The sequence below is a fragment of the Streptomyces yangpuensis genome, assembly GCF_024666385.1.
GTDB classification, from domain to species: Bacteria; Actinomycetota; Actinomycetes; order Streptomycetales; family Streptomycetaceae; genus Streptomyces; species Streptomyces yangpuensis.
Map to the genome: position 1 here is coordinate 93,199 of NZ_CP102516.1, position 25,880 is coordinate 119,078.

20 protein-coding genes and 2 pseudogenes are annotated in these 25,880 nt (G+C 72.0%); 7 read left to right on the top strand and 15 right to left on the bottom strand.

Annotated features, from left to right (window positions below):
* The first annotated feature begins 58 nt into the window (after positions 1-58).
* The 5 genes from NRK68_RS35745 to NRK68_RS35765 all read left to right on the top strand — a co-directional run bounded on the left by NRK68_RS35745 (position 59) and on the right by NRK68_RS35765 (position 7,830).
* Positions 59-1,402: an MFS transporter gene (locus NRK68_RS35745; RefSeq protein ID WP_257858335.1), complete on the top strand. Its 1,344-nt coding sequence runs from the start codon at positions 59-61 to the stop codon at positions 1,400-1,402.
* Between the two features lie 189 nt (positions 1,403-1,591).
* The gene (locus tag NRK68_RS35750; protein WP_257858337.1) at positions 1,592-2,446 is read left to right on the top strand and encodes a class I SAM-dependent methyltransferase; all 855 of its coding nucleotides are present in this window, start codon (positions 1,592-1,594) and stop codon (positions 2,444-2,446) included.
* A gap of 641 nt (positions 2,447-3,087) precedes the next feature.
* Positions 3,088-4,254 (top strand): S1 family peptidase, encoded by a 1,167-nt coding sequence (locus NRK68_RS35755; protein WP_257858338.1) that lies wholly within the window; start codon positions 3,088-3,090, stop codon positions 4,252-4,254.
* Positions 4,255-4,819: 565 nt separating this feature from the next.
* The gene (locus NRK68_RS35760; protein ID WP_183068793.1) at positions 4,820-6,079 is read left to right on the top strand and encodes a glycoside hydrolase family 16 protein; all 1,260 of its coding nucleotides are present in this window, start codon (positions 4,820-4,822) and stop codon (positions 6,077-6,079) included.
* An 86-nt stretch (positions 6,080-6,165) separates the two neighbouring features.
* On the top strand, positions 6,166-7,830 hold the full coding sequence (locus NRK68_RS35765) for a glycoside hydrolase family 64 protein (protein ID WP_183068792.1): 1,665 nt from the start codon (positions 6,166-6,168) through the stop codon (positions 7,828-7,830).
* Between the two features lie 51 nt (positions 7,831-7,881).
* Here the strand turns inward: NRK68_RS35765 and NRK68_RS35770 are convergent, their stop codons facing one another.
* From NRK68_RS35770 to NRK68_RS35820, 12 genes and pseudogenes are all read right to left on the bottom strand, one after another.
* The gene (locus NRK68_RS35770) at positions 7,882-8,379 is read right to left on the bottom strand and encodes a DUF427 domain-containing protein (protein WP_257858340.1); all 498 of its coding nucleotides are present in this window, start codon (positions 8,377-8,379) and stop codon (positions 7,882-7,884) included.
* A gap of 78 nt (positions 8,380-8,457) precedes the next feature.
* Positions 8,458-8,760 (bottom strand): annotated as a pseudogene (locus NRK68_RS37030) (UBP-type zinc finger domain-containing protein); the annotation flags it as partial.
* 144 nt (positions 8,761-8,904) lie between these two features.
* Complete coding sequence (locus NRK68_RS35775) at positions 8,905-10,107, bottom strand: NAD(P)/FAD-dependent oxidoreductase (protein ID WP_257858342.1); 1,203 nt, start codon at positions 10,105-10,107, stop codon at positions 8,905-8,907.
* A 135-nt stretch (positions 10,108-10,242) separates the two neighbouring features.
* Positions 10,243-11,187, bottom strand: coding sequence for an RNA polymerase sigma factor SigJ (gene sigJ, locus NRK68_RS35780; protein WP_257858344.1), 945 nt, complete (start codon positions 11,185-11,187; stop codon positions 10,243-10,245).
* 250 nt (positions 11,188-11,437) lie between these two features.
* A complete protein-coding gene (locus tag NRK68_RS35785; protein WP_183068788.1) occupies positions 11,438-12,010 on the bottom strand; it encodes a snapalysin family zinc-dependent metalloprotease in 573 nt (190 codons plus the stop codon).
* 682 nt (positions 12,011-12,692) lie between these two features.
* Positions 12,693-12,896: an EF-hand domain-containing protein gene (locus NRK68_RS35790; protein WP_183068787.1), complete on the bottom strand. Its 204-nt coding sequence runs from the start codon at positions 12,894-12,896 to the stop codon at positions 12,693-12,695.
* Positions 12,897-13,194: 298 nt separating this feature from the next.
* Positions 13,195-14,931, bottom strand: a complete 1,737-nt coding sequence (locus NRK68_RS35795) for a GMC family oxidoreductase (protein WP_257858346.1) — start codon at positions 14,929-14,931, stop codon at positions 13,195-13,197.
* A 14-nt stretch (positions 14,932-14,945) separates the two neighbouring features.
* Entirely contained in the window at positions 14,946-15,344 is a 399-nt protein-coding gene (locus tag NRK68_RS35800; protein WP_183068785.1) for a sugar dehydrogenase complex small subunit, read from the bottom strand.
* 12 nt (positions 15,345-15,356) lie between these two features.
* Positions 15,357-16,229: a thermonuclease family protein gene (locus NRK68_RS35805; RefSeq protein ID WP_257858347.1), complete on the bottom strand. Its 873-nt coding sequence runs from the start codon at positions 16,227-16,229 to the stop codon at positions 15,357-15,359.
* Positions 16,230-16,515: 286 nt separating this feature from the next.
* Entirely contained in the window at positions 16,516-16,803 is a 288-nt protein-coding gene (locus NRK68_RS35810; protein WP_257858348.1) for a hypothetical protein, read from the bottom strand.
* 577 nt (positions 16,804-17,380) lie between these two features.
* Positions 17,381-18,535: a serine hydrolase domain-containing protein gene (locus NRK68_RS35815; protein ID WP_257858349.1), complete on the bottom strand. Its 1,155-nt coding sequence runs from the start codon at positions 18,533-18,535 to the stop codon at positions 17,381-17,383.
* Between the two features lie 73 nt (positions 18,536-18,608).
* The gene (locus NRK68_RS35820) at positions 18,609-19,664 is read right to left on the bottom strand and encodes a hypothetical protein (RefSeq protein ID WP_257858350.1); all 1,056 of its coding nucleotides are present in this window, start codon (positions 19,662-19,664) and stop codon (positions 18,609-18,611) included.
* Between the two features lie 265 nt (positions 19,665-19,929).
* Between NRK68_RS35820 and NRK68_RS35825 the strand changes: the two genes are divergently transcribed.
* Entirely contained in the window at positions 19,930-20,652 is a 723-nt protein-coding gene (locus NRK68_RS35825) for a GbsR/MarR family transcriptional regulator (protein ID WP_257858351.1), read from the top strand.
* A gap of 261 nt (positions 20,653-20,913) precedes the next feature.
* Here NRK68_RS35825 and NRK68_RS35830 read toward each other — a convergent pair.
* Positions 20,914-22,115: pseudogene (locus NRK68_RS35830) on the bottom strand (serpin family protein).
* Positions 22,116-22,353: 238 nt separating this feature from the next.
* On the opposite strand from NRK68_RS35830, the gene NRK68_RS35835 reads away from it, so the two are divergent.
* A complete protein-coding gene (locus NRK68_RS35835; protein ID WP_257858352.1) occupies positions 22,354-24,273 on the top strand; it encodes a hypothetical protein in 1,920 nt (639 codons plus the stop codon).
* 11 nt (positions 24,274-24,284) lie between these two features.
* Here the strand turns inward: NRK68_RS35835 and NRK68_RS35840 are convergent, their stop codons facing one another.
* Together NRK68_RS35840 and NRK68_RS35845 are read right to left on the bottom strand one after the other, a co-directional pair.
* Positions 24,285-25,526 carry an NAD(P)/FAD-dependent oxidoreductase gene (locus NRK68_RS35840; protein ID WP_183068777.1) on the bottom strand — a complete coding sequence of 414 codons (1,242 nt, stop codon included), beginning with the start codon at positions 25,524-25,526 and terminating at the stop codon, positions 24,285-24,287.
* A gap of 149 nt (positions 25,527-25,675) precedes the next feature.
* A complete protein-coding gene (locus tag NRK68_RS35845) occupies positions 25,676-25,825 on the bottom strand; it encodes a hypothetical protein (RefSeq protein ID WP_257858353.1) in 150 nt (49 codons plus the stop codon).
* Positions 25,826-25,880 lie beyond the last annotated feature (55 nt).

Sequence of the window (25,880 nt, forward strand, 5' to 3'; positions counted from 1 at the left end):
TGAGGTCTCCGCAATGACCCGAGCAAAAGGCCTCCCGAAGGGACCGCTGAAGGGTCCGTTGGCGAACCGGGATTTCCGGCGGCTGTGGTCCGCCGGATTCGTCTCGGAGACCGGTGACTGGATCTTCATGATCGCCATGCCGGTGTTCGTCTACCAGCTCACCGGCTCGGTCACGGCCACCGCGGCCAACTTCATCCTGGAGCTGCTGCCCGGTCTGCTGCTGTCGCCGGTGGCCGGGGTGCTCGCGGACCGCTGGGACCGGCGTCGGCTGATGATCGGCGTGAGCCTGCTCCAGGTGCTGGTACTGCTGCCACTGCTCGCCGTCGACGGGCCTGGCCAGCTGTATCTGGTCAACCTGGTCACCTGCGCGCAGGCGGCCCTGGCCACCGTCTTCCAGCCCGCCAAGTACGCGCTGCTGCCTTCGGTGGTCGCGCCGGAGGATGTCGCCGCCGCCAACGGCCTGGCCAGCCTCAACGGCAATCTGGCGCGGCTGCTGGGCGCCTCCTGCGGCGGGTTCGTGGTGGCGGGGCTGGGGCTGCCAGGAGTCCTGGTCATCGACGCGGCCTCCTTCCTGGTGGCGGTGGCGCTGCTGGCCCGCCCGTTCGGGGTGGCGCAGCCGGCTGCGGTGCGGGAGCCGGTGTGGCGGGCCTGGGTGGCGGGGCTCCGGGAGATCAGGAACCAGCGCGGGCTGCGGCTGATGGTGCTCCCGGTGGGGCTGATCGGCCTGGCGCAGGGCCTGTTCGCCGTGCTGTTCATCGTTTTCGTGACCGAACGGCTGGGCGGCGGCGAGGGCGAAACCGGTCTGCTGCGCGGGGTCCAGGCGATCGGCGGCATCGCGGGCGGGGCATTGATCGGCACGCTGGCCCGGCGCACCGATCCCGGCCGGCTGCTGGGCTGGGCGCTGCTGGTGTTCTCCGCCATGACCGCCTTCACCTGGAACAGCGCGTATGTGACCACTGCGATCTGGTTCCAGGCGGCGCTGTTCGCGGTGCTGGGTGCCCCGGGGATCGGGGTGTTCGCGGGCCGGATGGCCATCGTGCAACTGCACACCTCGGATGCCACCCGCGGGCGGGTCCTGGCCAGTTTCCAGAGCGTGTTCGACGGGTTCACGGCCCTGGGCATGGCGCTGGCCGGCGCCCTGGCCGGGCTGCTCGGGCTGCCGTTCGCGCTCGACGTCCAGGCCGCGCTGCTGGGCGTGGCGGGGCTGTTGGCGCTGTGGCACTTCCGGCCCGGTACACGGGCGGCGGAGCCGGCCGTGTCCCGGGCGGCGGAGCCGGCCGTGTCCCGGGCGGCGGAGCCGGCCGAGCCGCACGCCGGTGCGGCAACGGGCACTGGGGCGGCGAGCACCGTCGGCACACCGGACCGGGCACCGTCGCCCGCGTCCTCACCCGTTTCTCCCTGAGTGACGTCGTCCCCGCGTCCCACGACACCGGGGCCGACCCGGCCCCGGTGTCGTGGGACTGCGAACAGAAAGGAACGATCGCCGAAGATCCGGTCGTGCCGGTGAGGGCCGGGAAATTCGGAGGCGCCGCTGTCCGCGCGTCTCATACCCTCGGCCCGCACCGACCCGTCGAGTATCACCAAGGATTTTGTGAATCACTCCGATCTCCTCGCCAAGGCTCCTTCGCTCGCGGCCGGCATGGCCGCCGCCGATCACAGCCCGGACACCCAGCTGTCCCAGACTCGCCACCGCGCCGCGCTCGTGGCGGGCTGGCACATCGCACCCGGCTCAACCGTCCTGGAGCTGGGCTGCGGCCAGGGTGACATGACCGCGGTCCTTGCGGAGGCGGTTGGGCCCGAAGGGCGCGTGGTGGCCGTCGACGTGGCCGCACCCTCCTACGGGGAACCGGTCACGCTCGGAGAATCGGCAGCCCGGCTCGCGGCGGGCCCTCTCGGGCCACGCATCGACTTCCGTTTCGGCACCGACGTCCTCGACCCGTCGGTCGACTTCCCCGAGAGCACCTTCGACCATGTGGTGCTCGTACATTGCTCCTGGTACTTCGCCTCGCTCGGACAACTGCGCGACACGCTGGCCCGGGTACGGCCGTGGGCGCGGCGACTGTGGTTCACCGAGTGGGACCTGACGCCTGCCTCCGACGACCAGTTGGCGCACCTGCTCGCCGTGCTGATCCAGGGCCAGACCGAGGCCGCGGGATCGCATGGCCAGGGCAACGTCCGCACGCCTTTCTCCCGCGAGAGCCTGCTGCGTCTCCTGCCCGGGGCCGGCTGGACGGCCGACAGCGGCGAGCCGGTCGACACCCAGGAACTTCAGGACGGCGACTGGGAAATCGCCGCGTGCCTCGACCTGGTGGAAAGGGATGAGCATCTGGCCGCGCTGCCCGAGCCGGTACGACAGCTCGTCCTGAGCCAGGCCGACGTTCTCCGGGCCGTCGCCAGGCCGCGCGGCAACCGCGCGCTCGCCGCGTATTCGGTCACCGCACACTGACAGCCCCGCGTGATGGCGTCCTCGCAGCTCTGGACTCCCCCGCCGCGTTCCCCGTGAGGTTCCTGCCCGGGGGCGGCTTCGGGCGGGCTGCCGTCAGGTTGCGCAGCTCCCGCTCCGAGCACCGGCCGGTCCTCGCGTTCGATGCCGTCCAGAAGGTGCGCGGCGAAGTCGACGCGGTGGAGACGGTCCCCGAGGAGACGGGATCCACCACGCGCGCGTCACCAGCGGCTTCCCCGACGCGGGGGCACGGCCGCACTCCACGCAGTCGGCGTATTCGTCCCCGGTCCGGCCGGGCCAGGAGCACCCCGCACCGGCTGCGTCGACGGGCGGCTCCGAGCGCGGCGGCCAGATCGAAGCCACGGAAGGCCATCGGCGGACCCGGCACGGCTCGGGGCGCGGTACGGGCGGGGCCGGGGAACACGGCCCCCTCCTCTGCGGCCGGGCTGGGCCGGAAGCGGGTTGCGGCGGCGGTCAGGCCGCTCGCGACTTCCGCCGGAGGGCCTCCCTTGATGCGGGGTTCCCGGTCCCGGGTGCGTTCGACCGGAATTTGGTATGGACCTGACAAATCAGGTCGGCTAGCGTAGCGCCGACACTCCCTGAGAGCGCTCTCAAGCGGTCGGTCCCCCACACCAGGAGGTCTCGTGAAACGCACCACCCCCTTACGCGCCGCCGTCGCCGCCCTGCTGCTGACCGTCGGCCTGGGCGCCGCCCACGCCGGCGCGGCGAGCGCCGTCCCGCTGCCGGAGCCCGCCGCGGCATCGTCCGCCGCGGTGCCGTCCGCCTCGGCCGGACTGCTCGACGCGATGCGCCGGGACCTCGGGCTCACCGCCTCCCGGGCCGAGGAACGGCTGCGCGCGGAAAAGGCCGCCGCGGCCGTGGAGAAGACCGCACGTCAGGCCGCGGGTGGCGCGTACGGCGGCTCCTGGTACGAGCCGTCCACCGGCCGGCTCGTCGTCGCGGTGACCGACCCCGTGGCGGAGTCCGAGGTGCGGGCACTGGGCGCCGACACCCGCCTCGTCCGGCACAGCGCCGCCGCGCTGGACCACGCCAAAGCGCGCCTGGACACGCTGGGTGCGCCCACCGGGGTGGCCGGCTGGCACGTCGACCCGCGGACCAACAGCGTCGTCGTCACGGTCGTACGTACCGAGCGGGAAGCCCCCGCCGTACGGGCGTTCGTCGACCGGGCCCGGGCCGGCGGACCCGTCACCGTCGCCGAGACGGCGCAGGCGCCCCGTACGTACGCCGCGGGCACCGTCGGCGGCGACCCGTACTACACCGGCAACGTCCGCTGTTCGATCGGCTTCTCCGTGCACGGCGGCTTCGTGACGGCTGGGCACTGCGGGCGGGCGGGGGCCGCCGTGCGCGGCTGGGACGGGTCCGCGATGGGCACCTTCCGGGGATCCTCGTTCCCCGGCGACGACTACGCCTACGTCGCCGTCCACAGCGGCTGGTGGACGGTACCGGTGGTGCTCGGCTGGGGCACCATCCCGGACCAGCTGGTACGCGGCTCCGCCGAGGCACCCGTGGGCGCCTCGATCTGCCGGTCGGGGTCCACGACGCGCTGGCACTGCGGCACCGTCCTCGCCAGGAACGAGACCGTCAACTACAGCCAGGGCGCCGTCCACCAGATGACGAAGACCAGCGTCTGCGCCGAGGGAGGCGACTCCGGCGGCTCGTTCCTCAGCGGGGACCAGGCCCAGGGCGTCACCTCCGGCGGCTGGGGCAACTGCTCGTCCGGCGGCCAGACATGGTTCCAGCCGGTCAACGAAATCCTCGGCCGCTACGGCCTGACGCTGCACACCGCCTGACCCCGCACCCGTCTGAGGCCGGCGCGGCGACAGGTCCTTCCGGGCGCGAGCATCCCGCAAGGACCTGCCGCCCCGCTTCCCGCAAGGACCTGTCGCCCGGCTTCCCGTACGGGGCCGGCGGCGCCGCTCGTCGAGGTGTCCGGTGTCGCGGGCCGACGCCGGTGCACCGGTCGACGGGCTGCGCGGCGCCGGACACCCGCGCGTGAACGAGGAACCGCCGGCCGGGGCCGGGTGCGTGGCCGGGAGCACGCGGTCCGGACGCCCGCGCGAGTACCCGCGGCGGCCGTCCCGGCCGACGATCACGTGAGGCTCCGATGCACGCATCTCTGCATCAAGCCAGCCTTAAGAGATCGTTAAGCTGCGGGCCACACGAGAAAACCGCAGGTCACAGGCGTGCGATGAGTGACGTCTGACGTTGCCATGACGGTTACCCCTCCGTAATACTCACTGCCACGGGTGACGTTGCGTCATGTTTGAGAGCGCTCTCATATCTCTCTGTCATTCTCCACGGCTCGCCCGGCCCGGCGCCTCCGCTCCTCCCCCACCCAGACAAGGAACCACGCCCATGGCTGCTGCTCATCGCGCACGTCGCCGCTCTCTCGGCGGAGTGGTGCTCCTCGTGACCACCGCCCTGGTCGCGGCGGTGCTCCTGTCCCTCACCCGTTCGGTCGCCCCGCCCGCCGGTGCCGCGGTTGTCGCGCAGACCTGGTCCGACGAGTTCGACGGTCCGGCCGGCCGCGCTCCTGACGCCGCCAAGTGGACGCTCGAGACGGGCGGTTCGGGCTTCGGCAACCGCGAGCTGCAGTACTACACCAACAGCACCTCGAACGCCGCGCTCGACGGCCGGGGCAACCTCGTCATCACCGCGCGGAAGAACACCGACGCCGGCCTCGGCTGCTGGTACGGGCCGTGCCAGTACACCTCGGCCCGGCTGAACACCGCCAAGACCTTCACCCAGGCGTACGGCCGCTTCGAGGCGCGCATCAAGATCCCGCGCGGCCAGGGCATCTGGCCCGCCTTCTGGATGCTCGGCAACGACCTCGGCAGCGTGGGCTGGCCGGGCAGCGGCGAGATCGACATCATGGAGAACATCGGCCGCGAACCCAGCACCGTGCACGGTACGGTGCACGGCCCCGGCTACTCCGGAGCGGGCGGCCTCGGCTCCGCGTACAACCTGCCCGACGGCCGTGCCTTCGCCGACGACTTCCACGTGTTCGCCGTCGACTGGAGCCCGAACTCCCTCGTCTGGTCGGTGGACGGCACCACGTACAAGACGCTCACGCCGGCCGACACCGGTGGCAACAAGTGGGTCTTCGACCACCCGTTCTTCGTCATCCTCAACCTGGCGGTCGGTGGGGACTGGCCCGGCAGCCCGGACGCCTCCACGTCCTTCCCGCAGACGATGACCGTCGACTATGTCCGCGCCTCCTCCGCAAGCGCCCCCGCCGCACGCCCGATCCGTGGCATCGGTGGCATGTGCGTCGACGTCGCCGGCGGCTCCGACGCCGACCGCACCCCCATCCAGCTGCACGACTGCACCGGCAGCGCGGCCCAGCAGTGGACCATCGGGGGCGACGGCACCGTCCGCGCCCTCGGCAAGTGCCTGGACGTCGCGGGCGGCTCCACCGCCGACGGCGCCGTCGTCCAGCTCTACACCTGCAACGGAACCAACGCCCAGAAGTGGACGTACACCGCCGCCCGTGACCTCACCAACACCGGTGCGGGCAAATGCCTGGATGCCAAGGGCAACTCCTCCGCCGACGGCACCCGGTTGCAGACCTGGACTTGCACCGGCGCCGCCAACCAGAAGTGGACGGCCGGCTGACCCACCGGCCCGCCGCCCTCCCGTCTCCCCCGCCCGACCCACGAAGAACGGAAACCCCCACTGTGACGGCTCGTCACCAGCGAACCATGCCCCGTAGAAAACTCCTCGCCGTGTCAGCGGGCCTGGCCCTGGCCGTGCCCGCCGCGGCGGCCTGGCTCGAGATGGCCGCCAACGCGTCCACCACCGCCACGCTCCCCCTCGACCTGGTGAACACCACCGGCAACAACACGGTGTACGCCTATGTGCTCGGCCGTGACCCCGCGGCCGGCGGCACCTGGGCCTTCATCCGGGCCGACGGCTCCAGCCTGTACCACCCGCCGGCTCCGGCCGCCGATCAGACCCCGCTCGGGGTCGACTGTGCCATCGCGCTGAACGCGTCCGGCGCCGGAGCGCGGAGGGTGACGCTGCCGCGCCTGGACAGCGGACGTATCTACTTCTCCGTCGGCGCGAAACTCACCTTCCTGGTGAACCGCGGCGGCGGTCTGGCCCTGCCGTCGGTGAGCAACCCTTCCGACCCCAACGCGAACATCGCTCACGACTTCTGCGAATTCACCTTCAACAGCGACCAGTTGTACGCCAACATCACGTTCGTCGACATGGTCTCGCTGCCGATCGCCTTCCAGCTGGAGACCGGCCAGGGCACCCAGACGGTGCGCGGGCTGCCCGCCGACGGACTGTCGAAGGTCGCCGCCGCGCTGCGGGCCCAGTCCGCCGCCGACGGCAGCGACTGGAGCCGGCTGATCGTCACCTCGGGCGGCCGCGACGTGCGCGTACTGAGCCCCAACCTGGCGATCCGCGGCAACAACGCCTTGTTCCGCGGCTACTTCGACGGCTACGTGGACGAGGTGTGGAACAAGTACCGCTCCACCGACCTGCGCATCGACACCCAGTTCACCTGGGGAACCGTCACCGGCCGGGTGAACGGCGATGTCCTCGCCTTCCCCGGAGTCGGCAGCTTCGCCAAGCCGTCCACCCTTTCGGTCTTCTCCTGCAGCGACGCGCCCTTCACCACGGGCAACGACCTGATGGGCAATATCAGCGCACGGCTCGCCGCCGCCTTCAACCGCACCACCCTGCTGGACAACCCCCACCAGCCGACCGCCGAGAAGCCCGCCGCCTTCTACACCCGGCCGCGCACCAACCACTACGCCCGCATCCTGCACAACACCACGCCCGACCATCTCGGGTACGCCTTCCCGTACGACGACGTGCACCCGGCCGGAGTCGACTTCGAGGGCAAGGTGCAGTCCGGCACCCCCGGCCGCTGGACCATCACGGTCGGGGGTGTGGCCGGCGGCGGCACACCGGCCCCGACGCCGACCGCCACCGCCCCGGGCGGCGGGGCCGGCGCCTTCACCACCATCCAGGCCGAGGCGTTCAATGCCCAGTCCGGAGCACAGGTCGAGGCCTGCTCCGACGGCGGCGGCGGATCCGCCGTCGGCCATCTGTCCAACGGTGACTGGCTCAAGTTCTCGGCCGTGGCCTTCGGCTCCACCGGCGCCACCCGCTTCGACGCGCGCGTCGCCTCGGGGGCCGCCGGCGGAGTGAGCGGCCTGGTCCAGGTCCGCCTCGGCAGCCCCACAGCCACCCCGGTCGGCGGCTTCGCCGTCGCCAACACCGGCGGCTGGCAGGCCTGGCGCACCGTCCCCGCCGACATCCGCCGCACCACCGGCACCCACGACGTCTATCTGACCTTCGACAGCGGCCAGTCCTCCGACTTCGTCAACGTCAACTGGTTCTCCTTCGCCTAGCCGGGCGGGGGCCGATCGAGGGCGTGGGCGCTGGGGCGGCCGCCTCCGCCCTCACCAGCCCCAGCTCCCGGGCACGCCCTTGAAGGGGCCCGTGATCCCGGCCGTGATCCACCCGCCGTAGAAGCCGCCCGGCTGGGCGCGGACCCGCTCGCCGTCGACCGTGCACGTGTCGACCCGGTCGGCGTGGAACGCCAGATGCCCGGCGATCGGGGCGTAGTCCGGGAGCGGGGCCTCGTAGCTCCAGGCGATGGGGGCCGCGGACGGGTGGCCGAGCTCCGGGCCGAGGTCCCAGTAGGTGGCGGTGCCCTTCCACTCGCACACGCTCCGGTGCTGCGAGGCCCGGAGGAGTTCCATGCGCACGTCGGCCCGCGGCACGTAGAAAACCGGCGGGTGGCTGGTCTCCAGGACGCGGACACAGCGCCGGGAGTCGGCCAGCGGCACGCCCGCGTGCCACACCATGACGTGCCGGGTGTCGGGCTCGGTCCGGGGCGGGCGGGGGTAGTCCCACACCGATTCCGTACCCCCCGTGTCCGTACCGTTCGTTCCCATTGGGGCCTCCCATCGGTACCGCGCCCCGCCTGTCGGTGGGTCCGCTGCGTCGGGCCGGGCCCGGACCAGGAAGACCTCGTCCGGGAAGCACCAGGCCCAGTCCTCGTCCGGCGCGAGGGACACGGCCACGGGGTGGCCGCTGCGCGCATGGTGCCCGTAGGAGTGGCGGCCCGGGGAACTGTCGCAGCATCCGACGTACCCGCAGGTCACGCACTGCCGCAGCCTGACCCAGGGCGCCCCGTGGGGCGCGCATCCCCGGCATCCGGCGGACGGCGCGGCCCCAGGCGCGCCGCTCTGCTCCAGGAGGCCGAGGTGAGAGCACGCGCGTCCCTCCGGACGACCCGCGTCGGGAGCGACCTCCCACCGCTCGGTTCCGTCCATCGGCCCTCCGTTCCGCGATCGCACCGCGTCCGCCGCTTCCCGCCTCTCCAGCGTCACTTCTTCGGCGGGAGCGGCGCCGACGGATGCGCCCGCAACGCCACCCGAAGGGTCCCTTGTGGACAGGCACTGTTCCGCAGGCGGCGGTCAGGCCGCGGCCCGCACCCGGGCGGCGGTCCCGGTCTCCTGCTGCGCGACCCGGCGGCGCCGGCCCGGCATGCCGACGGTCGGGTGGGCCACGCCCCACGCCGCGCCCTTGCAGATCATCTCCTTGTAGAAGGCGGCCGCGCGGCCGGTCAGGACCTTGTCGACGGCCCGGTCGTCGGCGGTGACGAACTGGATCAGGCCCTCCTTGCGGCCCAGGGAGATGCACTGCTGGAAGTAGCGGATGGGGACGCTCGGGATCTTGGTGCCGGCGAGCCGGGCGGCGATCGCGTCGGCGGCCTGCCAGGCCATCGGGACGCCCGAGGCGCACGACATGCGCAGCGGCTTGCCTCCGGGGCCCGTCGCCGTCGCCGCGTCGCCCACGGCGTACACGTCGGGGTGGGAGACCGAGCGCATCGTCGCGTCGACGACGATCCGGCCGCCGTCGGTGAGCTCCAGGGCGGTGGCCCGGGCGATGGGGTGGACGGCGAATCCGGTGGTCCAGACGGTGACGTCGGCGGGGACGGTCCGGCCGTCGGCGGTCGTGACGCGGTCGGCCTCCACGGCGTCGACCACGGCGTGTTCGTGGATTGTGATGCCGAGCCCGTCCACCGTCCTGCGCAGGTGGGCGCGGCCCTTCTCCGACAGCCAGTCGCCGAGGGCGCCGCGGGCGGCGAGGGCGACGTCGAGGTCCGGGCGGGCCTCGGCGATCTCGGTGGCGGCCTCCAGACCGGTCAGTCCGCCGCCGACCACGACCACGGGCCGGCCGGCGTCCAGGGCGGCGAGGCGGTCACGCAGGCGCAGTGCGCCGGGACGGCTGGAGACCTCGTGGGCGTGCTCGGCGGTACCGGGGACGCCCCCGTCGTTCCAGCCGCTGCCGAGCGCGTAGACCAGGGTGTCGTAGGCCAGTTCCTCCCGGCCGGGGGTGTTCGCGGCGGCGACCACCACCGTCTTGCGGTCCACGTCCACGGCGGTGACCTTCGCGAGCTTCAGCTCCACGCCCGTGCCCGCGAACATCTCTCCGAACGGCCGGGGCCGGAGGTCCTGGCCGGCCGCGAGCTGGTGCAGCCGGACGCGCTCGACGAAGTCGGGCTCCGGGTTGACGAGGGTGATGCGGACGTCCTCGCGGTGCAGCCGCTTGGCGAGACGGCCGGCGGCGACGGCACCGGTGTATCCGGCTCCGAGAACGACGATGCGGTGCTCCATGTCCGTGCTCCTGTCTGGGCGGGTCCGCCGGTCTCCGGCGTGGTTTCGCACCTTGAACCGGGCAGCCCCGCGTTTCCTGACAGGAATCGAATGTGACCTGCGTCATAACGCTCTGGGTCGGTGTGACGCCGGGTCTCACAAGGTGTGGAGCGGGCCCTCCCCGTGGTCCGCGGCCGCCCACCGCTCGGTCGCGCGCACGAGCTTGTCGGGGTTGACCTGACTGGTGACCGCCACGATGCCGTCCACGGTGACGTCCAGGCAGGTGATCCCGACGAGCCGGCCGTCGACGACCGCCGCGATGGCGGGCCCGCCGTTGGCGGTCGTGGCGTAGATCTCGGGCGTACCGCCGACGATGGCCCGCTTGGCCGTGCCGGGCTTGAACAGGCCGCGCAGGAACGTGGCGACCGCGAGGGCGCCCTCGAACGCCTTCGCGCGGGCCGGGACCTTGCCGCCGCCGTCGCCCACCGCGACGGCGTCCTGGGTGAGCAGTTGGACGAGGGGTTCGGTACGGCCGCTGGTCGCGGCGGCCAGGAACTCCTCGACGATCCGCCGTGCCGCGGCCCCGTCGATCTCGGTGCGCACCCGGCCGTCCGCGATGTGCTTCTTGGCCCGGTGGTGGATCTGCTGGCTGGCGGCCTCGCTGATGTCGAGGATCTCGGCGATCTCCCGGTGCGGGTAGTCGAAGGCCTCCCGCAGGACGTACACGGCACGCTCGTTGGGCGTGAGGCGTTCCAGCAGGACGAGGACGGCGTACGACACCGACTCGCGCTGTGCGGCGGTGTCGGCCGGCCCGAGCATCGGATCGCCTTCGAGCAGCGGCTCGGGAAGCCAGCGCCCCACGTACGTCTCACGCCGGACGCGGGCCGAAGTCAGCTGGTTGAGGCAGTAGTTGGTCAACACCTTCGTCAACCAGGCCTCGGGCACCTCGATCCGCCCGACGTCCGCCGCCTGCCAGCGCAGGAACGTCTCCTGCACGGCGTCCTCCGCATCGCCCGCCGACCCGAGCAGCCGGTACGCGATGGCCTCCAGCCGGGGCCTCGCGGCCTCGAACCGGTCCACGTCACTCATGAGCAGCGCCATACCGCGATCCTAGGCGCCCCGCCCTCCGACGCCCGTGGCGGCCCTGAGGGTTCCGCTCCGACCGCCGCTGCCCCACCTCTCATGGGCCCGCGGAACGGGCCGTCCACGGTCCGCTGCGGACGCCCGGCTCGCCGGCCGCCGGCTGATGAAGGCGCGGCGGTGGACCGGCACGGCCGCCCTCCGGGGATCCCGTCCCGGCCAGGGCCCCGCACCGGCCACCTGCCGACCCGCCGACTCGCCGACCCGCCGATCAGGGGGCGTCGACGAGTACCCGGCCGTCGGTCGGCACGGCTGCCGCGAGCCCGTTCGCGTACGCGTTCTGCACGCGGGACCGCTCCGTCGCGTTCGGCACGGCGTTGGTGCAGGCCGTCCCGGCGCTGGACCCGGACATCAGCTGGGAGCACGGCCCCGGCTTGGTGTCCGGGAGGCCCAGGCTGTGGCCCAGCTCGTGCGCGGCGATGCGTGTCTTGTCGTACCCCTGGCTCACGGCCTGCGCGCCGAGTTCGACTCGGACCTGTCGCCCCGGACGGACGGGACCGAGGGTGGCTTGCGGCCAGCCGGTGGTGGCCACGATGACGATCTCGGCCCGGGTCCCGGGGGCGGCCTCCACCAGCCGTACGTTGCTGACATTCGCGTTCCAGGAGGCGACCCCGGCCGCGATGGCCGCTTCCCAGCCGGCGGCCCGGCTGTCGTCGTAGCGGAGTGTCACTACCGCCGCGGTGGCGTCCGGTAAGGGCGCGGGTGCCGCGGTCGCGGCGGGTGCCGCGGCGAGGACCAGTGCGGCGGCGGAGGTGCCGATTTTCAGCCAGGTGCCCAGAGACATGGTCGTCTTCCTTCATGCGTGGGGGGATCCGGCCCCTTGGCGGAGCCGGGGCACTGGAGACGCCGCCACCTCCCGCCTGTGGTCCGCGGGTTCGGACAGCCGCGCCTTCGGAGCCCTAAGAAGGTAGCCCCGCACCCCACCATTTCGTCATGCACCTGCCAGCCAATTCCGGTGCGAACAGGTATGGGCCGTGGCGGTGGCCGCCGCGATGCCGCGGTGCTGCCCGGACCCGGGCCGCCGGTCTCGCCGGTGGCCTTCGTCGTACCGATCGGTCAACGGGCAGTCCTGCCGCCCGGCGCCGCGCAGGGAGGTCGTCCAGCGAGACCGTTGGGCAGGCACTGTGCCGGCCGGCGCGGCACCGGTTCGCGCGTCAGTCTCCGGGGAGTTCGCGGTAGAACTCCATCCGGTGCGCGCCGGGCAGGGCGGCCGGGATTCCCTCCGCGTTGCGCGGCACCCGCTCGGGCTCCGGCCGGTGCATCGTTGCGCGGTCGTCGCCCCCCCTTTCCAGAGGCCCCGAGTCTGCCTGGTCGGCGTGGCTGCGGTCGACCGTCAGCCCTGCCCGGGAAGGCCCGACTTGCGCTCGGTCGCCACGTACGTGCCGGCGGCGGTGCGCAGCTCGGGGGTGTCTGCGCGTCGCAGGCGGGACCGGCTGGGCCGGCGGCCGTTGCTGCCGGGCCTGCCGCTACTTCAGCAGGGTGCGGAACTCTTCGAAGTCGAGGACCCCGTCGTGGTTCACGTCGGCCTTCATGGCCTTCTCCACCTCTTCGGCGAGGTGCTCCTGGGCGCCCTCGGCCTTGAACCCCTCCGCCAGTTCGACGACGCTGATCCGCCCGTCACCGTCCGTGTCGATCTGGTCGAAAAGCGCCCTGAGCTCAACCTCGTTCATGACATACCCCTCTCGCGTTCAACAGGCCCCGAAGGCCCACATGCCCCACCACCCTGCCACACCCTCAACATCCCGCTGACGGGCAGGACTCCCCGTCCTGCGCGCTCCTGACCGGCGACGGCGCAGCCGGCAGGGCGCTGCTGCCTGTCGCCCCGCGGCCAGGCGTTCGATCGGGTGCCGGCCGAGGTCGGTGAGCCCGGTGCAGTTCTTGGACCGCCGACGCGGCCTTCGACGTTGCACCGGGCCTGGCCGTGACGGGCGATGACCAGCTGTGTGGTGGCGCTCGTGGGTTCCGCCGTCACAGGGTGGCGGCGAGTTTGTCGGCGGTGCGGAGGGTGAGCGCGGCGAGGGTGAGGGTGGGGTTGGCGGTGCTGCCGGTGGGGAAGACGGAGTTGCCGACGATCCAGAGGCCGGGGTGGGCGTGGGAGCGGCCGTCGGCGTCGACGACGGAGGTGGCGCGGTCGGTGCCCATGCGGGTGGTGCCCATGGGGTGTCCGGCGCCGTTGTACTTCAGGCTGGGCTGGAGGGGTTCGACCTCCTCGGCTCCGGCGGTGTGCTCCAGGTGCTCCCAGATACGGCGCGCGACGGAGTGGCCGTAGGCGAGGGCGCGCTTGGAGTAGTCGTCGATCCTGAAGGCGATCTTGGGGCGTGGGACGTCCAGCTGGTCGCGCTGGTCGGAGAGGGTGACGCGGTTGGCCGGGTCGGGGAGCTGCTCGGTGGAGTAGCCGATCCGCATCATGCGGGTGACGCGTTCGGCGAGCTTGTCCCGCAGGTCGTCGCCGTAGTGCCTGAGCCGCTTGGCGGCCGGGTCCCACATGAGCTTGTCGAGGGCGGCGCCGGGGGATTCGAAGCGGCCCCAGCCGTCGTTGCCGATGGTCATGCGGAACGCGCCGGTGGTGCGTCGCCAGTCGCCGTCGCGGAAGGTCTCGATGCTGAGGGTCGACTGGGGGCCGCGGAAGGGGAAGACGGGCTGTCCGAAGAGGCCGACGACCTCCTCGGCGAGGTGGTCCATGAGGTTGCGGCCGACCTGGTCGCTGCGATTGTCCAGTCCGGAGATCAGCCAGAGCTTCGGCGTCTCGATCGCGTTGAGGGCCAGGACGATGTGGGTGCCGTTGACCTGCTGCTCGGGGCGGTCGGTGGTGGTCCAGTCGCGGAAGACCACCGTCGGCGACGCCGTGCCGGGCCGGGGGGCGAGACGGGTGACGGTGCAGCCGGTGCGCACCTCGACGCCGAGCTCGTCGCGGGCCCTGCGGACGTGGACGGAGGCGTCGTACTTGGCGCCGGAGGGGCAGACCGGGATGCAGCTGGAGTTGCCCTGGCAGGCGGGTCGGCCCTGGTAGTCGCGTGTGTTGCGGGCCTGGGGGGTGGTGACGACGGTGACGGGCACCTCGTCGATCTCGGTGAGGGAGGCCAGGGCGGTGCGCACGAGCTCGTCGCCGTAGCTGGGGACGATGCCGGGCATGGGGAAGTCGGTGCTGCGGGGGGTGGCGGTCTCCCACTCGGTGCGGTTGCCGGAGACGCCGAGCTCGTTCTCCGCCTGTGCGTAGAAGGGTTCGAGGTCGTTGTAGGTGAGCGGCCAGTCCACGGCGACGCCGAAGCGGGTCTTCATCTCGAAGTCGCTGGGCAGGAAGCGGGGGCTGTTGCCGCGCCAGGCCCAGGTGCTGCCGCCGACCATGCGCTGGAACCCGCTCTTGTACAGGTCGGGGCCGGTCTCGACGTAGTAGCGGTTCATCGCGACCGGGTCGCCGACGCCGTCGGAGGAGGGGGCGTAGCCGTCCTTGTTGTTGCGCAGGGCGGCGTACGGCGAGGGCACGTTTTTTGCGGCGGAGAGCTGGTAGGCGTCGACGAATGCGGCGCGTTGGGTGGTGTCGATGGCGTTGTCGCCGGCGTCGATGAGCAGGACGCGGGCGTGGGGTCTGGATTCCTTGATCCGGCAGGCGGCGAGCGCGCCCGCGACGCCGGCGCCGACGATGACGACGTCGTAGGAGGAGGTGTCCATGGAGGTGTCCAAGGAGGTGTTCATGGAGGTGTCCATGAGGGTCCCTCGTTTCAGGGGTGCCGGGTCCAGTAGCCGTATCCGCCGGGCACGGGTGCGGCGGAGAGCGGGTGCGCCTTGATGACGTTCCAGACGAGCCCGTCGCGGTAGCGGGCGGGTGATTCGGGGCCGGCCTGGGTGTTGTCGGGGCGGGTGAACTGGGCGGTGTACCAGATGGCGAGGGTCTCGCGGGCGACGCGGGCCAGCTCGGGGTCGGCGTTGACCGCGGCGAACAGTGCCGCTCCCGGGTCGGGTTCACCGGCGACGCTGCGACAGGTGTCGATCAGGCGGGTGAGCGCCGATGCGTAGTGCGCTTCGAGGCGGGTGCGGTGCGCGTCGGCGGTGGCCTGGTCCAGCGGCGCTTCGCCGGTCAGCAGCTCGGACAGGGCGCGGAAGTCCGCTGCGGGGGTCATGGCGCTCCTGGTTCAGTTCTCGACGAAGACGAGGTCCTCGGGCGGGTGGGTCATCCGCACCTTGCTGTCGATGACCTCGACGATGGCGTCGAGGCCGGTGGTGGAGTGGCCCGCGGAGATGATCCAGAACTGGTCCGCGGCCTGGTCGAGGAAGGCGGGGAAGCCGGTCAGGTCCGCGTTGTCGGGGTCGCCGAGGTAGAGGTAGTCCACGAGCCGCCGGAACAGCTTGGGCAGGATCACGGCGTCGTCCTGGAGGGAGTCGATGCCGGTGACGGTCGCGCCGTCGAGTGTGTCGTCGTCCTTCCACAGGCCCTTGTCGGCCGCCCGGGCCTGGCGTACCGCGGCGGTCAGCTCCTCGCGCAGGTCGGGGAAGAGGCTGGTGTAGTACGTGGGGTACGCCAGGCCCTCTTTGAGGATGTGGTGGTTGAACGTGGTGCTCAGCAGCGCCTCGTCGACGTGGATGAACGTGCCACTGGTGCCCGGCGGCGTGCCCTTGCCGGCCAGCGCGATACAGCGCTTGTCGCGGCCCGCACTGCGGGTGAGGATCCAGCCCGGGCAGGTCGTGGGGGTGGCGGCGGTGACGGTTTCGTCCGGCAGGCGGTCGACACTGGTGAAGCCGAGCCACTTGGTCAGCTCATCCCGTGCCGCGCGGCCATGCAGCCACGGCTGGTGGACCTCCGGGTTGCCGTTGCGCGCGTAGTGCGTCTCCAGCGTGTCGATGGCCTCCAGCCGCAGCTTCGCCTTGCCGGACGTGTTCTGCTCGACCTTGTGGGGGCCGGGGACGAGGTCCCACTCCTCCTTCTTGTCCGGCTTGAAGGGGATGGTGTCCCCGTCCGCCCGACTGTTGACGAGGTGGTACGAACCCTTGATCAGCAACATGGGCATGCCGATGCGCTCCCTCACGATGTGCACGAACACCGGAACAGATCCTCACTCAGCGTTACACATTAGGGGGATCCGGTATACAGAGGGTGAAACCACGCGCGCGGTTCGCTCGTTGAGCCCTTTTCGGCCCTGCGGAAGGCCTGATCGGCGGCTCTCGGCTCCGCGGCCGCGTCGTGCAGGCCGTGGCGGCACCGTCGAGGGAGCTTCGGCTCGGGTGCGTTCGATGCACCGAGAGCCGGCCGCGGGGGCCCGGCGTGGCCGACGCCGGGCCGCGGGGGCGCCGGGTTCAGTGGCTGTGGGAATGGCCGTCCTGTGCCGGCTCGTCAGGGGCCTTGGACGGAGGGGCCGACTCGACGGGAGCCTGAGCCGGCTTCACGGGCGTCCCGGTCATGGAGCCGTGGTCGTGGCCGCCGCCGGAGCTGACGGTGGCGGCAAGGGTGATCATGCCCAGCCGGGCGAGGGCCGAGATGACGACGACGACCGCTGCGAACGGGCTGACGAGGTGCCGCCGGCGGCCTTCGGAGTCCTTGGCGACGAACGCGACGTACGACATGAGCAGGCCGATCGGGGTCATCCAGGCGCTGCGCTCGGGCGGCCGGGCTGTCGGTGTTCAAGCCCCGCGGGGTGACCCGCTACGGTGTCCGGCGCCGCCGGCTCGGGCAGGAGCCGGGCGCGCCGCGGCGGCGTCGGCCTGAAGCGGCTCTCTCCCGTCTCTGCCGGACCGCCGGGACCCTGAGCACAGCGTGGGGCCGGTCCCTGCGGGGCGTCAGAGCCCCGGAGCGAGGAGGGTCAGTCGCAGGTCCGCGGCAGGAGCGAAGAGTGCTGGCAGGATCAACCACCATCTGCGCATCCACTCGGCCTTCAGGAACACCCACGGGAGGAGTGCCGTCACAGCGGCAAGGGCCAGGGCGAGGCCTGCGGTGATGTGGGAGTGGGCGACGGTCTCGCCGTCCCAGGGGCCTGCGGGTTCCGCAGCGTAGGCGAGCAGCAGCAGGCCGACAGTCCGCTGACACCGACACCGAAACCGACACCGCCCCGCCAACGGCCGCCGGGAGTCGGCCTGGTGGGCCGGCTGGGGGTCTCGGGCTCCTCCCGGGCATGAACGGCATCGGCGTGATCAAAGAGGTACGGGCGGCCGGCGCTCTCGGCCGTCAGCTTGTGACAGCCGTGCCGAACTCGGTGGTGAGGATGTCGGCGAGGACGGGCAGGCCGCTCCAGTCGCCGTTGATCTGGCTCGTGAGCAGGTGCTCGCCGTCACGGGAGCCCATGGCGCAGGTCCACGAGCCGTACGTCGCACCCGCGTTGCCCCAGACCGTGACGCCGGACGGCAGTGTCCAGGAGAACACGCCCAGGCCGTACCGGGTGCCCGGGATCCACGGGACGGGTCCCGCGGTGTCGACGCTGGTGAACATCTCCCGCTGCTGTTCGGCGGGCAGGAGGTGGCCCTGGAGCAGTGCGCCGAAGAAGCGCTGCAGGTCACCCGTGGTCGAGACGATGCCGCCGGCCGCCCATGCGAAGGACTGGTTCCGCTCGGTCGCGTCGTGGATCACGGGCTGGGCATCGGAAGCGAAAAGGGTGGAGTAGTGCCGGCAGTGCGTCCCGCGGATCGCCGCTTCCGTGCCGGGCAGGTAGGTCCCGGTCAGCCTCAGAGGGCGGATGATCCGCTGGGTGAGCGCTTCGGCGAACGTCCCGCCCGTGACCTCCTCGACGATCAGGGCGGCCAGGAAGTAGTTGGTGTTGGAGTAGAGGAAGGCGTCCCCCGGAGCGAAGGGTGCCGGGGTGGCCAGACCGATCCTGATCAACTGCTCGGGGGCGTAGGTGTCGTAGCGGTGCCGCAACCATGCCTCGCCGATGCCGTTCTTGAAAAACTCCGCGTCATTGGCGTAGTTGAAGATGCCGCTGGTGTGGTCGAGCAACTGCCGGATGGTGATCGCGCGGCCGTCGTAGCCGTTGCCCGCCACCATCCCGGGCAGCCACCGCTCGATCGTGTCGTCGAGACCCAGCCGGCCCTCGGCCGCGAGCTGCAGGACGAGCGTGGCGGTGAACGCCTTCGTCGTGCTCCCGATCCGGAACCGCTCGGACGGCCGGCGTTCCTGTCCGGTCCAGGTGTCGGAGACCCCCGCCGTGCCGAACCAGGCGTCACTGCCCTCGCGTACCTCGACGACGATGCCGGGAGCGCCGCCCGGGACGGTGGCGCGGTCCAGGGCGTGCTGCATTGCGGAGCGGTCGGGGGTGGCGTCGACGGCCGCTGCGGAGACCTCCGGCGTACCCTCTGTGGTCGCCTCGGTGGAAAAGTGACTGGTCATGACGGTCTTCCTTTCAGGGGTGCGGTTCGGTTCGTCGGATCGGGCGGGCAGGCGGGCGGGCGGGCGGTCAACGTCAGCGCGCCACCGGCCAGGAAGGCCCGGGGGTCCCGGCCGGTCGCGCCGCGGCGGGCTCGGCCGGAGTGCGCTCGGCCGTGGCGGGCTCGGCCGGAGTGCATGCGGCCGTAGCGCGTTTGGCGGTCGCCATCACTCGTACGGTGACCCCCGCGGTGAGCAGCAGCACCGCAGCGAGGGCGAGGAGGGTGGCGGTGTCGGGATGGATCAGGGGCTGTCCGCGCCACGCCTGCCAGGTCACCACCGCCACCAGTCCCGTGTAGCCGAGCGCCGCGCTGCCGACCAGGCGGGCCCGCACCTCCTCGTCGCGCAGCCAGACGCGCTCGGCGGCCAGGGCGGCCAGTACCGCGGCGATCAGGAGGAGCACCTGGATGCCGTGCAGGGCGAAGAAGTGCGGTACCCGGAAGTCGCCTCCGCTCACGCTCCAGTTGGTGAGGGGCATGCCGTGGCCGTCGGGGTCACCGATGCCGTGGCCCTGGTACATCTGGACGGAGTGTCCGTTGGCGTCGGTCACCGTACGGGGGTGGATCTCGGTGACCATCCAGAAGACCGGCACGACCATGCCGAAGGTAGCGAGCGCGAGACCGTGGCGTATGGCCCGGTTGAGCGCTGCTCCGCCCGTGCGCTGGAAGAGGACGACGGCTGCGAGCACCAACTGCGCGATGACGATGACCATCACGCCGAAGGTGAGGAGGGGGACCAGGGCGAGGGTGACCGGGTCGCCCTGGTCCGCGTTGAAGTGGCTGAACGTGCCGCGCGCCGCCTGGGCGGTGATGGCGCCCACCTCCACGGTGGCCGCCAGTGCGAAGACGGTGCCCAGCCGGCACCCCAGCCGCCTGCCCCTGGTCAGCTTGGTCAGCAGCCATGCCAGCGTGCCGGCGTAGAGGCCGAAGGCGAAGCCGAACTTGAGCGGCTTGACCCACACCGACTCGCCCAGCAGCGTCCGTTCGTCCAGGACCGTACCGACGGCGGCGACGAGCACCAGGCCGAACATGAGGACGGCGCAGGCCGTCAGCGGCCGGTGCCAGGCGCGTACGGGTGCGAGTAAGGAGGTCATGGGGGCTCCGATCAGGGCGGCGAGCAGCCCTCGTCCGGGGCCCGCTCGAATCACATCGCGCATTCGCGAATGACTAAAAGCTAAATTGCTTTCACTCTTCCGTCAACAAAGAAACCAACTCGCATCGCATTTATGCAGGTCAACGAAAGAGTTTCTTGCAATGACAATGAGGTCGAATGCAAATGCAGCCTCGTCAGATTTGCAATGAACTGGCCGTGAAAGCAATACTGGGCACCCGCACGCACCTGACACGGAGGCCATGCCGATGCCCGGAGGCAGACTGACCCACGACGAGCGGTCGCAGATCGCCGAGGGGCTGCGCGACGGACTCAGCTACACCGACATCGCCGGGCGCCTGGGCCGGCCCATCTCCACCGTCACCCGGGAGGTGGCCCGCAACGGCGGCCCCGCCGCCTATCGGGCCGACGCGGCCCATCGCGCCACCACGAGCCGCGCCCGCCGCCGCAAGCAGTCCCCGGCCGCCGCTCCGGCCACCTCCCCGAGCGCGGGTGACGTACACGGGCGCGACCCGGAGGCCGTCCTCGAACTGGAGGAACAGTTCACGGCGATGATGGTCGCTACGGGGCTCCCGCGCATGACCGCCCGGGTACTGACGTGCCTGTACGTCACCGATGGCGGCAGCCTGACCGCCACCGAGCTGGCCCAGCGCCTGCGGGTCAGCCCCGCATCCGTCTCCAAGGCCGTCGGCGAACTCGAACAGCAGGAGCTCATCAGGCGCGAGCGCGACACCGGCCGGCGGCGCGACCGGTACGTCATCGACGCCGACGCCTGGTTGCGCGGCTGGATGGCCAGTGCCCGTCAGAACACCATGCTGGCCGACTTCGCCCTGCGCGGCGCCCGCGTCCTCGGCACCGCGACGCCCGCCGGCACCCGGATGCAGGACATCGGCCACTTCTTCGAGCACGTCGGCCGGACCATGATCCAGGCGGCGGAACAATGGCGGCAGGACGATGCCGCGCGGCGGTAGCGGTGCCCGGCAGCTGCCCGTGCGCGATGTGTGTGCCCCGGGCGTTGTCAGTGGGCGGTTCTACCTTGGGAGGCCCCGGTAAGCCAGCTCCGACGAGGGCCCGGCTGATGGCCGGGCCCTCGTCATGTCTACGGCTCAGTACCCCTGGACCGGTACGCGGATCGTGCCCCGGGTCGGCGAGAAGGGTGTTGGTCCGCGCGTCGAGCAGCTGAACCGCCCGCTTGAGCCGCGGGTCCCCACCCTTGCGCGCACGCGGTCACCTCACCGCTCGTCCTCCCAGTCGTACTCGGGCAGCGGCAGCGGATCCGTGACCCAGCCCGCTGTCAGCACGATTCGCGTGTGGCGATGCAGGGCGAGGAAGCCGAAGGGGCGGTCGAAGGCGGCCCTGATCCTGGTGGTCACGTAGCGGAGCTCGGGTATGCCTGCGCCGACTGCACCGAACGCCGTCACCGCGGCGGCCTCGAAGCCCAACGCGCCGAACTTCGCCATGGTGTTCTGCTGGGCCGACCCGACGGCCAGCGGGAAGTCGCTGATGCCCGGGAAGTGCCCGCGCGAGGTGTCCCGTGCCGTCGTGAGTCCGAACAACCGGTGCAGCGCCAGGAGATCGTGGCTCGCGTTCACGTCGTACGCCGCGGTCGTCACCTCCAGCGACGGCGGCACGGGCCGTGTGCGGCGCACCCTCGCCACCCGCAGGCCGGGGCCCACGTTCCCGAAGGGCAGCCGCGGTCCCGGCACGACCGCACGCCGGCCGGCGAGGATGTCGACCCCGGCCCCCAGCACCTGCCCCGGCCTCATGCCCTCCTCGCCGAGCAGCAGGTGCACATCCAGGGCGTTGTTCCCCAGCACCTTCAGCTCGGTGACGTATCCGCCGGGGGTCTGCGCCACCCCCACCCGGTCCAGCACGGCAGTGGAGCGCCACAGGCCCAGCCGCGGCTTGGTCGCCCAGGGCTCGTACGCAGTCTCCAGAGCCGTCTCGTGGAAGGGTCTCAGCCAGCGCGTGCGCAGGGTCAGCGCGCTCGCCAGCACCATCTGCGTGTCCTCGGTCAGCGTGACCGGCATACCGTCGATCAGCCCGCCGGTCCGCTTCACCGCCCAGGCGTCCAGCGCCCGACCGTCGGCCACGGGATCCCCGGTGAGCACCCCGTGGGCGTCGGCCGGCAGGCCCGCCGCCCCTCCTCCCGCAGCTGCAGCGTGCGTTTCGTCCACAGCCCCAGACCCGTTTCCAGTCCCCGCATGGCGTCCATCGCGGCGAGCAACTCACGGGCGGCGTGCGCCGCTTGTCCGGCCGGCAGGCCGAGCACCTCCGCGAGCTCGGCCCGGGCCACGCCCTCGGCGCCGTCGGCCAGGTGAGCCAGCAGCGGCCACACCCCCGCCGCCGAGAACACCGTGCCGCCCTCGGAGGCATCCGCCCACCGTGCGGTCAACGCATTCACCGCGCGGACCGTCGTCGTCGCGACTCCCATTGCACCCCCATCATCGGCGCGCGCATGAAGCACCCTTCGCGCGTCTTTTCAGTGTCACCGCCACGGAGCACGTCGTCGCAGGGCGGGTACCGTTGTGTCCCTGTCCGGCGCCCTTGCCGTGCCCGTACGCGGGGTGCAGTGGCCCCCTCCCCCAGGTCCGGGCGATCCGCCACCACCACTACCACCACCGTCGAAAAACCGCAGGTGGACGCGGTGAAGGGCGGGCTACAGTGCGCCCATGGCGAACGATTTCCTGCTGCCCACCCAATACCTCGGTGCGGGCGAGCGGTTGCTGCACGGCAAGGCATTGTCCTCGGCGGTGGCACCCGGCCTGGCAGAGGACTGGGTACGGCTCGATACGGACGTCTTCAACGGGACTCTGGGCCGCGTCGCCGGATGGAAGGTTTCGTCGAGGATCGAGATCGGCGGCCATTGGTTCGACGACTGTGAGATCGCGGACTGGGAGAGCGCCCCGTACTGGCGTGAGGGGGACGACCCCGCCGGTGCGGACGACCACACTGGTGCGGGTGATGCCACCGGTGCGGCGCCGTCCTGGGGCTGCCCGCCGACCGCGTCCGAACTTGCGCTGTGTCTGTGCCATGCCGACGCGCGGGTGCGGGCGGCGGCGCTCGACACGGGCGGCGCGGCCGCGCCGCTGCCGCTTCTCCTCCTGCGCTGCGCGGACGGCGACGAGCGAGTACGCGGACGTGCCCGTCGCGCCTTCACCGAGGCGCTCGCCGGCGCCGACGACGGCTCCGCGGGCTCCCTGGCCGCGCTGGCACTGCGCATCGGCCACCGCAGGCACGGCGGCTGGGCGCGCGACGTGGTGCTCGCGCGGACCGGCGGCATCCGGGAACCGGCCGTGCAGGAGCTGCTGGCGAGCGGGGGTTGGCAGGGAGCCGAGGCCCGGCTGGCGGGCATACGGGCCGGAGCGGAGGCCGGCCTGCTGGACGCGGACGCCCTGTACCGGATCGCTCTGACGGCTGCCCGGGACAACAGTGAGCGTCTGGAAGCGGTCCGCGCCGCGTTCGCGACGGGACACGGCACGGCAGCACGGAAACGGTTCATCGCCTTCCTCGACGCGTGCGAGAACTCCGAGGTACGGGTGGGCGCGCTCCGGCACGCGCTGTCCGCACACCTCCCGTCCCTCGGCGACCTGACCGGCCTTGCCGTCGGCCACCGCGACCGACACGTCCGGCGGCTCGCCGCCCGGGCACTCCTGGGCCTGCCCGGTGCGGACACCGTCCTGGACCGGCTGCTCGCCGCGGCCGACGGCACCGTCCGCGGCGCGGCCGTCGGGCGGCTGAGAGCCGCCGCACGGCCCGCGGACCTCGAGCCGTACCTCACCGACCCGTCCCCGTGGGTGCGTGGCCTCGCCGCCCGGGAACTGCGCGCCGCCGGCGGGGATCCGCACGCCCTGTACCGTGCGCTGTGCGCCGACCCGGAGACCGTGACACCTCCCGCGGTGAGCGGCCTCGCGGAGCAGCGCGACCTGCGGGACGCCCCGATGCTCGACGCGCTCACCCGGCACACGGACGGCGCCGTACGCGCCCGGGCGCTCGGCGGGCTGCGACGGCTGGGCGTCCTCGCCGCCGACGCCCTGGTCCCGTACGCCGACGATCCTGACCCGCGTGTCGCAGCGGTGGTCCTGCGAGGTCTGCGTGACGACCCCGTGCTCCTGCGTGCGCTGCTCGCCCACCCTCACGCGCGTGTACGGGCCAGGGCCCTGGTCCACCTCGCCCACCGGCACCACATCGGCTGGAACGAGGCCCTGCCCTTGCTGACCGACCCGGCGAAGGAGGTGTCCCGGGCCGCGCGCGGCGCCTTGCGGGCCGCGCGCGGCGAGGTCACCGTGGCACAGCTCGTTGCCCTCACGGCACCGGGCGAGCCGCCGGAGAGACGAGCACTGGCGATGCAGTTGCTGGCCTGCTCCTACGAACCGGAGGCCCTGCTCACCGCACTGCGCCTGGTGGACGACCCCCTGCCGGCCGTGCGGGCCGCCGCCCGCGGCGACGCATGCAGGGTCCTGTGGGACCGTGCGGCAGCCCGCAGCCCGCACGCGGACGAGATACGCGCCCTCGCCGAACGGCACCGGGAACGCCTCACCGTCTGGCTCGCCGAGACGAGGAGACGCAATCGTGCCCTGAGGAACCGTTGAACCTCCCGCTGTCAGGCGGCGTGAGGCGTCTGGTGTTCCATGCGTTCCCGCATGTGCCCGAAGAACTCCTCCGGCCGCGTCACGCCGGCCGTCACCCGGGCGAACTCGTCCTGTGCCGAGCGGCTGCGGGAGGCGGCGAGGAGGAGTTCCTGCATTTCGGGGGGCGGGGGTTCCAGCATGGCGAAGTCGGCCGTGAACTCGTACATGCTCATGACCTCGGAGTCCCTTGCCTCCTGGCAGGCCCGCATGGCTTCGTCGAAGGGCCGGCGGCCGACGAGTACGTCGTCGAGTGCGCGGGTGCACCGTTCCGCGTCCCGGAAGGCGTCCTGGATGCCCTGCGCGGTGATGGGGTCCTTGAGGTATCCGGCGTCTCCGACGAGGATCCAGCCGGGACCGTAGGGCTTGCGGAAGTAGTTGGGGATGGTCATTCCGACGAACCGTTCGGTCCGAGTGGCCTTCGAGATCCGTTCGGCGAAGGCCGGCGCGCGGGCCAGTACGGCGTGGTAGTTGCCTTCGATGTCGTCACGGTTGGCTTCGAAGTCACGCATGGGCCAGGCACAGATGACCAACGTCTGGTCGTCATTGGTGGGCCATGCGGCGAAGGCGCGGTCCTCGCGGTCGTACGCCTCGAACGACCCGTTCATCGGCAGACCGGCCCAGTAGGCGTAGTAGTAGGCGTTGATCTTCGGTTTCTCCGCGTAGCCGGCGGCTCCCGTCGCCCTGGCGACGGAGGAGTGGAGGCCGTCCGCTCCGACGACGATCCGGGCCCGCTCGATGGCTGTCCTGCCGTCCTTGCCGTGACCCTTGATGCCGGTGACGGTCCCACCGTCGAACAAGATCTCTTCGACGGTGAATCCCTCTCGTACCTCGGCGCCGGACTCGGCGGCGGCGTCGATCAGGATCTTGTCCAGGACCGTGCGGCGCGGGGCGTAGGAGATGTCGAAGCCCTCACCGGCAGGAGAGCCGGCGATGACGAAGGGCCCGAGATCGAACGCGTAGGTATGGATGGCGGGGCAGCCGGTTGCGACGACTCGGTCCAGCAGTCCCCAGCGTTCGAGCGCGGCCAGACCGGGCGGATGGATCAGGTGGGTGGAGATGGTGTCGCTCGGGAACGTCGCCCGGTCGACGAGGAGGACCCGGTGGCCGAGACGGGCCAGGAGCATGGCGGTCGGGGCCCCTGCACACCGTGCTCCGACGACGATCACGTCATGGGGGTGGGTTTCGGCACCGGACGCGCCGGCCGTGCTGGTCATGGACCTCACCTGCCCATCGAGCACACCGCCTGGCGGGACGTCTGCGGGCGGACGCGGCGGTGCGTCTCTCTTCACGTTAGCCCCGGTCCGCCCCCCTTTTCTCACCGGGCCGTGAGCGACGGCCCTGGCCGGCCGCATGGCCGAGTCGATCACGCTCCGCCGGACCGTTGGGTGCGGCGCCCGGTGATCCAGCGGGCGGCGGTGAGGGCGGCGTAGCCGGCGGCTTCGCTCATGCCGGTGGCGAGTCCCCGGATCTCCACCGGTCGGCCGCGCTGGGCGGGGTCGGGGCGCAGGAGCACGCACCTGGCTTCGCAGGGCCGGGACCTGCGGTTTCTTGGTGGACGGGCGGGTTCT

Bases quoted from the DNA above. Each gene is read 5' to 3' on its own strand.
- NRK68_RS35835 (WP_257858352.1), top strand. From the start codon at position 22,354: ATGGCGAACGATTTCCTGCTGCCCACCCAATACCTCGGTGCGGGCGAG.
- NRK68_RS35820 (WP_257858350.1), bottom strand. From the start codon at position 19,664: ATGACCTCCTTACTCGCACCCGTACGCGCCTGGCACCGGCCGCTGACG.
- NRK68_RS35785 (WP_183068788.1), bottom strand. From the start codon at position 12,010: ATGTCTCTGGGCACCTGGCTGAAAATCGGCACCTCCGCCGCCGCACTG.
- NRK68_RS35790 (WP_183068787.1), bottom strand. From the start codon at position 12,896: ATGAACGAGGTTGAGCTCAGGGCGCTTTTCGACCAGATCGACACGGAC.
- NRK68_RS35840 (WP_183068777.1), bottom strand. From the start codon at position 25,526: ATGACCAGCACGGCCGGCGCGTCCGGTGCCGAAACCCACCCCCATGAC.
- sigJ (WP_257858344.1), bottom strand. From the start codon at position 11,187: ATGGCGCTGCTCATGAGTGACGTGGACCGGTTCGAGGCCGCGAGGCCC.
- NRK68_RS35775 (WP_257858342.1), bottom strand. From the start codon at position 10,107: ATGGAGCACCGCATCGTCGTTCTCGGAGCCGGATACACCGGTGCCGTC.
- NRK68_RS35815 (WP_257858349.1), bottom strand. From the start codon at position 18,535: ATGACCAGTCACTTTTCCACCGAGGCGACCACAGAGGGTACGCCGGAG.
- NRK68_RS35825 (WP_257858351.1), top strand. From the start codon at position 19,930: ATGCCCGGAGGCAGACTGACCCACGACGAGCGGTCGCAGATCGCCGAG.
- NRK68_RS35770 (WP_257858340.1), bottom strand. From the start codon at position 8,379: ATGGGAACGAACGGTACGGACACGGGGGGTACGGAATCGGTGTGGGAC.
- NRK68_RS35805 (WP_257858347.1), bottom strand. From the start codon at position 16,229: ATGCCCATGTTGCTGATCAAGGGTTCGTACCACCTCGTCAACAGTCGG.
- NRK68_RS35810 (WP_257858348.1), bottom strand. From the start codon at position 16,803: ATGACCCCGATCGGCCTGCTCATGTCGTACGTCGCGTTCGTCGCCAAG.
- NRK68_RS35765 (WP_183068792.1), top strand. From the start codon at position 6,166: ATGCCCCGTAGAAAACTCCTCGCCGTGTCAGCGGGCCTGGCCCTGGCC.
- NRK68_RS35795 (WP_257858346.1), bottom strand. From the start codon at position 14,931: ATGGACACCTCCATGAACACCTCCTTGGACACCTCCATGGACACCTCC.
- NRK68_RS35760 (WP_183068793.1), top strand. From the start codon at position 4,820: ATGGCTGCTGCTCATCGCGCACGTCGCCGCTCTCTCGGCGGAGTGGTG.
- NRK68_RS35800 (WP_183068785.1), bottom strand. From the start codon at position 15,344: ATGACCCCCGCAGCGGACTTCCGCGCCCTGTCCGAGCTGCTGACCGGC.